6 protein-coding genes and 2 pseudogenes are annotated in these 7,885 nt (G+C 73.2%); 5 read left to right on the top strand and 3 right to left on the bottom strand.

Features of this window, described 5'->3' with window-relative positions; genetic code table 11:
• The first annotated feature begins 4 nt into the window (after positions 1-4).
• From AC067J_RS36720 to AC067J_RS36730, 3 genes and pseudogenes are all read left to right on the top strand, one after another.
• Positions 5-1,216, top strand: coding sequence for a sensor histidine kinase (locus AC067J_RS36720; RefSeq protein WP_478306798.1), 1,212 nt, complete (start codon positions 5-7; stop codon positions 1,214-1,216).
• Positions 1,213-1,896, top strand: a complete 684-nt coding sequence (locus AC067J_RS36725; protein ID WP_478306800.1) for a response regulator transcription factor — start codon at positions 1,213-1,215, stop codon at positions 1,894-1,896. The genes AC067J_RS36720 and AC067J_RS36725 overlap by 4 nt, the downstream gene beginning before the upstream one ends.
• Before the next feature lie 2 nt (positions 1,897-1,898).
• Positions 1,899-2,881: pseudogene (locus tag AC067J_RS36730) on the top strand (transposase); the annotation flags it as partial.
• 6 nt (positions 2,882-2,887) lie between these two features.
• Here AC067J_RS36730 and AC067J_RS36735 read toward each other — a convergent pair.
• Both AC067J_RS36735 and AC067J_RS36740 read right to left on the bottom strand, forming a co-directional pair.
• Entirely contained in the window at positions 2,888-3,595 is a 708-nt protein-coding gene (locus tag AC067J_RS36735) for a hypothetical protein (RefSeq protein WP_478306801.1), read from the bottom strand.
• Between the two features lie 254 nt (positions 3,596-3,849).
• Complete coding sequence (locus AC067J_RS36740) at positions 3,850-5,295, bottom strand: protein kinase domain-containing protein (RefSeq protein ID WP_478306807.1); 1,446 nt, start codon at positions 5,293-5,295, stop codon at positions 3,850-3,852.
• A gap of 83 nt (positions 5,296-5,378) precedes the next feature.
• On the opposite strand from AC067J_RS36740, the gene AC067J_RS36745 reads away from it, so the two are divergent.
• Entirely contained in the window at positions 5,379-6,662 is a 1,284-nt protein-coding gene (locus AC067J_RS36745; RefSeq protein ID WP_478306803.1) for an amidase family protein, read from the top strand.
• Positions 6,663-7,233: 571 nt separating this feature from the next.
• Here AC067J_RS36745 and AC067J_RS36750 read toward each other — a convergent pair.
• Positions 7,234-7,503 carry a hypothetical protein gene (locus AC067J_RS36750; protein ID WP_478306808.1) on the bottom strand — a complete coding sequence of 90 codons (270 nt, stop codon included), beginning with the start codon at positions 7,501-7,503 and terminating at the stop codon, positions 7,234-7,236.
• A 16-nt stretch (positions 7,504-7,519) separates the two neighbouring features.
• Between AC067J_RS36750 and AC067J_RS36755 the strand changes: the two are divergent.
• A pseudogene (locus tag AC067J_RS36755) lies at positions 7,520-7,710 on the top strand (IS5/IS1182 family transposase); the annotation flags it as partial.
• Positions 7,711-7,885: the final 175 nt, after the last annotated feature.

Genomic DNA, 7,885 nt, shown 5'->3' on the forward strand with positions numbered 1-7,885 from the left:
CACGATGACCGGGACCGGCGCGGTACGGACGGGCCCGCCGGGCGCCCTCGCCTGGCTGCCGGGGCGGGTGCCGGGGCGGGTGCCGCCCCTGGTGGCGGACGCCGCGCTCGCGGCGGCCCTGTTCCTGGTGACGCTCGGGCCGGGGCGGGTGGCGGACGGTACGGGCTTCGCGCTGCAGACCGCTCTGGTGCTGCCGTTGGTGTGGCGGCGGCGGGCGCCCCGGGCCGCGTTCGGGGTGATCGCCGCCGCGGCGCTCGCGCAGTGGCTGCTGGGTGTTCAGCTGCCGGCCGACGCGGCGTTGCTGGTCGCCCTCGGTACGGTGACCGCGCGAGCGCCGTACCGGTCGGCGTGGGCGGCGGGTCTGGTGGCGGTGGCCGGGGCGGTGCTGGCGGCGGCGCGCTGGGCGCCCGAGGGACGGTTCCCCGCCTCGGCCGCCGCGATGACGGCGGCGGTCGCCGCGAGCGCGCTGCTCGGGGCGAACGCCCGGATCCGGCGGGCCGCGCGGGCGGAGCGGCTGGCGCGGCTGGAACGGGACCGCGACGAGCGGGAGCGTCGGGCCGTGGAGGAGGAACGCGCCCGGATCGCGCGGGAGTTGCACGACAGCGTGACGCACGGCCTGTCGGTGGTGGTGGCGCTGGCGGACGCGCTCGGGCACGCGCGGCCGGCCGACGCCTCCGCCGTGACGGCCCGGATCGCGGAGACCGGGCGGCAGGCGCTGACCGACATGCGGCGGGCGCTGGGCCTGCTCCAGGACGCCGGTACCGACGCCGGTCCCGACGCGGGGCCCGGGGACGACCGGCGGTCGCCGCCGGGGATCGGCCAGCTCGGGGCGCTGTGCGAGCGGATGGAGGCGGCGGGCCTCGTGACCCGGCTGCGGGTGGACGGCGAGGCCGCCGGAGTGCCGGCCGCGGCGCAGCTGACGGTGCACCGGCTCGTCCAGGAGTCGCTGACCAACACGCTGCGCCACGCGCCGCAGGGGTCGCGCGCCGAGGTGCGGGTGTCCTGCGCGCCGGGGGCGGTCACGGTCGAGGTGACCGACGACGGGCGGGCCGCAGCGACCGGGCGCCCCGGATCCGCCGGGTCCGCCGGGTCCGGGCGGGGTCTCACGGGGATGCGGGAACGCGCCGCGGCCTTCGGCGGGGTGCTGGAGGCGGGCCCGCGGCCGGGCGGCGGCTGGCGGGTCTTCGTACGGCTGGATCCCGGGGGCGCGCCGTGAGCGTCCGGGTGCTGCTGGTGGACGACGAGGAACTGCTGCGGCTGGCGTTCGGCATGATCCTGCGCGCCGAGCCGGACATGGAGCCGGTCGGGGAGGCGGCCGACGGGGCGGCGGCGGTGGAGCTGGCGCGGCGGCTGCGGCCGGACGTGGTGCTGATGGACGTGCGGATGCCGGGCACCGACGGCATCGAGGCGACCCGGCGGCTGCTGCGCGAGGTGCCCGGGACGCGGGTGCTGGTGCTCACGACCTTCGACCTGGACGCGTACGCCTTCGAGGCGCTGCGTGCCGGGGCCTCCGGCTTCCTGCTGAAGAACAGCCGGCCGGAGGAACTGCTGGGGGCGATCCGCGACGTGGCCCGGGGGGACGCCGTGGTCTCCCCCCGGGTGACCCGGCGGCTGCTGGATCGCTTCGCGCACCGCCTCCCCGCCGCCGCCGGGGACGACGACGACGGCGGCGGCGGGGGCGACGCGGAGCGGCTGCGCGTGCTGACCGCGCGCGAGCGGGAGGTCCTGCTGGGGGCCGCCCGCGGCCTGACCAACACGGAACTCGCCGCCGCCCTCGGTCTCGCGGAGCCCACGGTGAAGAAGCATCTCGGCCGGGTCATGGCCAAGCTGGGTCTGCGGGACCGGGTGCAGGCGGTGATCTTCGCGTACGAGTGCGGACTGGTCGGGCCGGGGTAGGCGCGGGCGGCCGCTACCGCGACCGCCACGCCGTCTCCCGCAAGAAATCCGACCCGGGCGACGCTCTCGTGCTCACGAACATCCTTCGCACCGATATGCACGCCCACCGCCCCTTGCCCGACGACACCGACCTGGCTCGCGCAGTCGCCGTTCTCGCCCGCGCCCAGCAGGACGCGACGTGGAACAAGCAGCAGATGGCCAACCAGCTGCGCTCCCTGCTCCGTGAGTACTACCCCTCGGCACTGGCCGCCTTCGAGCCGTGGAAGAACGGTCTGTGCCGCCCCGAGGCCCGCGAGATCCTCAAGGTCGCCCCGACTCCGGCCCAGGCCGCCGGCTGACCCGCATACAGCTGGCTGCCGCCCTCAGCGGGCCGGCCGCCGGCGCGGCATCGAGGCCGACACCGACCGGCTGCGCCAGGTCTTCCGCTCCGACTGGGCTCACCAGCCCGCCCTGGTGGAGGATGCGCTCGGCCGGCAGATGCTCGCCCTCCTGGGGCAGCTCACCGCCGCGTGCACCGCAGCCGACGACCTCGCCCAAGCGGTCGAGGAGGTGTTCCCGCAGCACCCGGACGCCGAGATCATCCTCAGCTTCCCCGGCCTCGGCATGCAGCTCGGCGCCCGCGTCCTGGCCGAGATCGGCGACGACCGCGACCGGTTCGCCGACGCCCCGCGGCCTCAAGGCCTACGCCGGCGCCTCGCCCGTCACCCGGACCTCCGGCAAGAAGTCCGGCATCACCCGCCGCTGGATGAAGAACGACCGACTCAACCACGCCGGCCACCCCTGGGCGTTCTCGGCGCTCAATGCCTCACCCGGTGCCAAGGCCCACTACCGGCGCCGCCGCGACGATGCCGGCGACTGGCACGCCGCCGCGCAGCGAAACCTCTTCAACCGCATGCTCGGTCGGCTCTACCACTGCCTCAAGGCCCGCCGGCTGTTCGACGAGCAGGCTGCTTTCCCCGTCCCACTGATCGCTGTTGCCGCCTGATACGGCTCAGGCATCTTGTTCCGCCCCAAAGCAGTCCTCCAACTCGGCGCGCCGGTCCTGGGGCAGGTGGTCACCGAGTGGGGTCTGTCGTGGGCTGTGCTCGCCGTCGCAGATCCAGCTCCGCGCGTCCGCGTCGAACGACCACGTCTGGGCGCCCCACATCGGGTGGCCTCCGAGCAGGTGCCGGGCCAGCGGCTGGCACCCCTGCGGGGCACCGTGGGCGACCAGTGCCTCGGTGACGGCTTCCACTGCCTCGTCGGGGACGGCCGAGTCGCCCAGCACCGGCAGGAGCAGGAGCAGACGGGCATGCGGATCGGTCACACCATCGACCCCTTCCGGGGCACGGAGGATCGCGGCGAGCTCCGGCCAGCACAGGCCCGGACCGGTGCGGTCCTGGCCCGTGCTGGCCAGGACCGCATCGGGGCTGCCTGAGCGGACCAGGAAGCAGTCCGTGCTCGTGAAGTCCTCGCCGCTGTTGTAGTGCAGGACGATCGAGAACCCCTTCGCCAGAGGGACCGTGAACGTGGGCCAGGCCGACTTGTCCTGCAGGCGCTCCAGCATGGCGCCGACATCGGCGACGTCCACGCCGAAGGCCTCCGGCGACTCGCCCTCGTACAGGTCGACCAGGTGCGCAGCCCAGAACCCGGGCTCGCCCAGCAACGAGAGACCGTCCACAACGGGAGCCGAGGAGTACCAGTGCCGCGCCATCGCCATGCCGCGATTCTGGCGCACGAAGATCCGGTCCGTTCGACAGTCCCATGAATGACCCCGACGACAACTTGACGCCTTGGCGCCGTGAGGTGTTTGGCACGAACCCGCCTGCCCGACCTGGTCCTGGCGGTGACCGCCATCGCGGACACCGGGCCGGTCGGACGCGGGTGTGCGCGGTCCTGCTCCACGACGGCCGCCTGGCCCTGATCCGGTGCGAGTGCCCCGCCAGGGGGAGCCGCCGAACTGGATGAACGGCTCTACAGGCTGCTGGTGTCGACGTGGCGGGCGAAGCGGGCTATCGCGGCGGTAAATTCCCGGCGCCTATCCACATGCGACATCGGGGCGCCTGAGGGCAGGGGCAGGATGACTTCGGTCGGGGTCCTGACCTCTATGCCCTTGCGGTTGACGGGAAGTCCGGCCGGTGTTCGCAATTTGACGAGAATGGTTTGCCGGCCCAGGCTCTCCTGCGCGTGGGGTGTGACGGACACTATTTCCGACCAGGGGATGACGGCGCCGGCCTTATTGGAGACCATGACGGTTACCGCTATGTCATCGAGCTTCAGGGCTCGCCAGCCTGTGCTGCGGAAGGTCATTACGATGCAACCGGCGATACAGATTCCTGAAATCCAGTAGAAAACAGGTTCTGGCGGATACTTCTGGTTGTGCATCCGGAACAGGTTGATCAGCCAAATAATGGCGCCCAGAAAATATCCCAGTGGGGGGAGGAATATTGCGCGTTCGCTGTCCATGAGCACTACGGCGTCGCTGCGGGCCTGCTCGGGCCGGGAGATGCGGGTGGTGCCGGGAGGTTGCTCGGCGCCCGGGTGGGGTTGGTCAGGCTCCGTCGGCGCCTGACGGTCGGCACCATCGCCCGGCGATGTGCTTTCGGATCCTGTCGCCGCAGGCCGGGGTTCGGCGAGGAAGGCGAGCAGTTGTCCGGGCGAGGGGCGGTGCAGAGGGTTCTTCGCCAGGCAGGAGGCAATGAGCGGGCGCAGGTCGGCGGGCACCGCAGTGAGGTCCGGCTCGTTGTGGACGGCCCGGTACATCAGCGCCACGGGTTCGGCCTGGCCGAAGGGGAGAGCGCCTGCGGCATGGGCCAGGACAGCGCCGAGGGCGAAGACATCGGCCGCCGGGCCGACGTCCCCGCCGGTGATCTGCTCGGGGGCGAGGAAGCCCGGAGTGCCGATGACGGTGCCCGTGTTGGTCAGCCGGGTGTTCTGCAGGGCCCGGGCGATGCCGAAGTCGACGACCCTTGGACCGTCGTCGGACATGAGAATGTTGGCCGGCTTGAGGTCGCGGTGGACCAGCCCGCAGTCGTGGATGGCCTGGAGCGCCTCGGCGAGGGCCGCTCCGAACGAGCGCAGGGCCGGTTCATCGAACGGCCCGTCCTCAAGAAGTACGCGGTCGACTGAGCGACCTGCTATGAAAGCGGTCACCATCCACGGCTGCGGAGCCTCGGGATCGGCGTCGACGACCTGGGCCGTATGAAACCCCCCGACCCTGCGGGCCGCGGCGACCTCTGCGCGAAATCGCTGACGGAAGCCCGGGTCTGCAGCGAGTTCGGGTCGAGCCACCTTCACGGCGACCCAGCGCCCACCCAATGACCGGCCCTTGTAAACGTGCCCCATGCCTCCTTCGCCGAGCTTGCCGACGATGTCGTACGTACCGACCCTGCGAGGATCGTGCGGACCGAGCCCTTGCATGAACACCCCCGGATCGGCAATGCGCGCAGCCAGCAGACTACTGACTGCCAGTCAGCACAGGAAGCGGCGTGTGACTTACCACAGTGACCAGGCTGCCTCCGCCAGAGCAGGCGCCGACCGCTCACCCGCCTCCAGCCGGCCGCGCGCAAGCCGGGGACCCTGACCGCGGCTGGTCACCGCGAAGCCACCGGCCCTTTCCGGCCGGGACTAAACTCGCCGCGCCGCGTCCCGAGCGAGAGGGCCCGGACACCGCGTTCTCCGAGCACGCCCTGGACGTCGTCACCACCGCCGGCCTTCTCGCCCGCGCCGGCTTCGGGCACCTTCAGGCGTTCTCCACCGAGGTCGAGCACGCGATCCCGCACCGCCGCTCGCTCTTCACCGACCTGGTGCTGCGCGACCCCGGCGCCAAGGCGCCGCTGCTCCTGGTCGAGGTCGACCGGGAGAACGAGAGCACCGACACCCCGGTCGACAAGCTCACCGCCTACCGCGCCTGGTGCGAGCTGCCCGCCAAGGGCGCCACCAAGACCGCCTTCGAGAAGGCGCCGGCCCGCTCCGGCGCTCGCACCCACGCTCTGCGCCTGTGGCCCACCCTCCACCCGGCCACCGCACCCGCCGCGGGCACGCTCCCGGCCGACTACCGCACGGTGCTGGACCGGGGGGCGCTGCGCGGCAAGCGGATCGGCGTCTGGCGCGAGGGGCACACGGGCATCAGCCCCGACGCGGACCGGGTCTTCGACGCCACCGTCCGGCGGCTGAAGGCACTGGGCGCCACCGTGGTCGAGGGCGCGGACGTGCCGCAGCCCGAGAAGCTCCACGAGCACCTGCTCCCCGCCCTGATGACCGAGTTCAAGCACGACGTCAACGCCTACCTCGCCGCCACGCCGGGCTCCCACCCGGCCGACCTGGCGGGCCTCATCGCCTACAACCGGGAGCACGCCGACATCGAGGACATGGCCAGGTTCGGACAGGAGTACTTCGAAATGGCGCAGCAGAGCGACGGCAACGTGGACGACCCGCAGTACCGGGCCCACCGCGCCGCCGCGGTCGACCTGGCCCGGCGCGCCATCGACGACACCCTCGCGGCCCACAAGCTCGACGCGATCGTCACCCCCACCACGCTCCCCGCCACGCCGGTGGACTTCCAGCCCGACGCCCCCAGCCCGTTCGCCAGCACGACCGACAACTCGGTGGTGGCCGGCTACCCCCAGATCACCGTGCCGGCCGGCTACACCGACCAGGGACTGCCGCTCGGGGTCTCCTTCCTCGGGACCCGCTCCAGCGACGCCCGCCTCCTCGGCTACGCCTACGCCTACGAACAGGCCACCCAGGCCCGCCACGCCCCGAACTACCTCCCCACCCTTCCGTAGCCCGCCCGCGGGCGGGACCCGCACGGGCCGTGGGCCTCGGCGGCCACCGTGCCGGACGCGGACAGTGCCCGGCCCCGGTGGCCGCCGAGGCCCACGGCCCTTCGGGGCGCCGGGCGCCGAACCTCCGAACCCCCGGACGGCCCGGCGGGGGGTGCAGCCGGCCTCGCGGCGGCTCCCGTCGGGGCGGCCCGGCCCGGGCCCGGGCGGGGCAGTTCGCGCTCCGGCCCACCGCACCGTCGAGGTCGTACACCCCCTGGGACCTGCTCTCATGTCACCGGGCCGGCGGCCCGGTCGCGGCGCGGGCAGACGTGGCGGGCGAGGTCGGGCGGGTACGGTGAGTTCTCCGCCGCCCTGGTGGGTTCTGGCCCGGGCGGCCGGTGGGTTCCGCCCAACCGGCCTCACCGGTGCAGGTCACAGCCGTGCACTCGTCGACGAGTCACAGGGCGGCTTGCGCGCGCAGACACACAGCGGTGATCTTCGCGGACGCCTCGACCGCGAGGACCACCGCCGGCACATCACGTCACGGACGCGCCGGACGCGCCCCGCGGTTGATCGACTGCCCGGCACCTTCTCAGCGGCAGAGCGCCTCGTCGACGGCGTCGGCCACCCGCTGCTTCGCCCCCGGCGACGGGGGCACCGCGGTCACGGCGATGTTCACGGCCCGGCCGTCCTCCGTCACACCGCCCCGGGTGACGTACCCGGGAAGGGTGCCGCCGTGGCCCCGGGACAGGCCCCCGCAGGGGAGCGGGCGGCTGGCGAGGCCCAGCCCGTAGCGGGCGCCGGGGCCCACGTACTCCGCCGGGACGGTCGTGCGCATCTGGGCCGGCTGCGCCGCGGGCATCAGCTCACCGCCGATCACTACGATCGTGTGGGCCCACCAGCACGCCACGGGCGGCAAAAGGGGGCACTCGACCGGGACGAAGCGGGCGATCACGCCCTCGGCCGATCCCGTGGAGGACTGAGCACCAAGCTCCACCTGGCCTGCGACGGACGCGGCCGCCCGCTCGGCTTCGTCCTCACGGGCGGCAACACCAACGACTGCACCCGCCTGGAAGCCGTGATGGAAGAAATCCGGGTTCCCCGCGTCGGGCCGGGGCGCCCCGTACCCGGCCCGACCACGTCGTTGCGGACAAGACACCCCATGCAGCTATCGGGTCAAGCAGCTGCGGTGAGTGGGGCTGGCGTCGGCGGGGCGAACGCGATGTCCTCATCGAATTTCTGGC

It is taken from the genome of Kitasatospora sp. NPDC042419 (genome assembly GCF_056437345.1).

Bases quoted from the DNA above. Each gene is read 5' to 3' on its own strand.
- AC067J_RS36720 (WP_478306798.1), top strand. From the start codon at position 5: ATGACCGGGACCGGCGCGGTACGGACGGGCCCGCCGGGCGCCCTCGCC.
- AC067J_RS36740 (WP_478306807.1), bottom strand. From the start codon at position 5,295: ATGCAAGGGCTCGGTCCGCACGATCCTCGCAGGGTCGGTACGTACGAC.
- AC067J_RS36735 (WP_478306801.1), bottom strand. From the start codon at position 3,595: ATGGCGATGGCGCGGCACTGGTACTCCTCGGCTCCCGTTGTGGACGGT.
- AC067J_RS36750 (WP_478306808.1), bottom strand. From the start codon at position 7,503: ATGCCCGCGGCGCAGCCGGCCCAGATGCGCACGACCGTCCCGGCGGAG.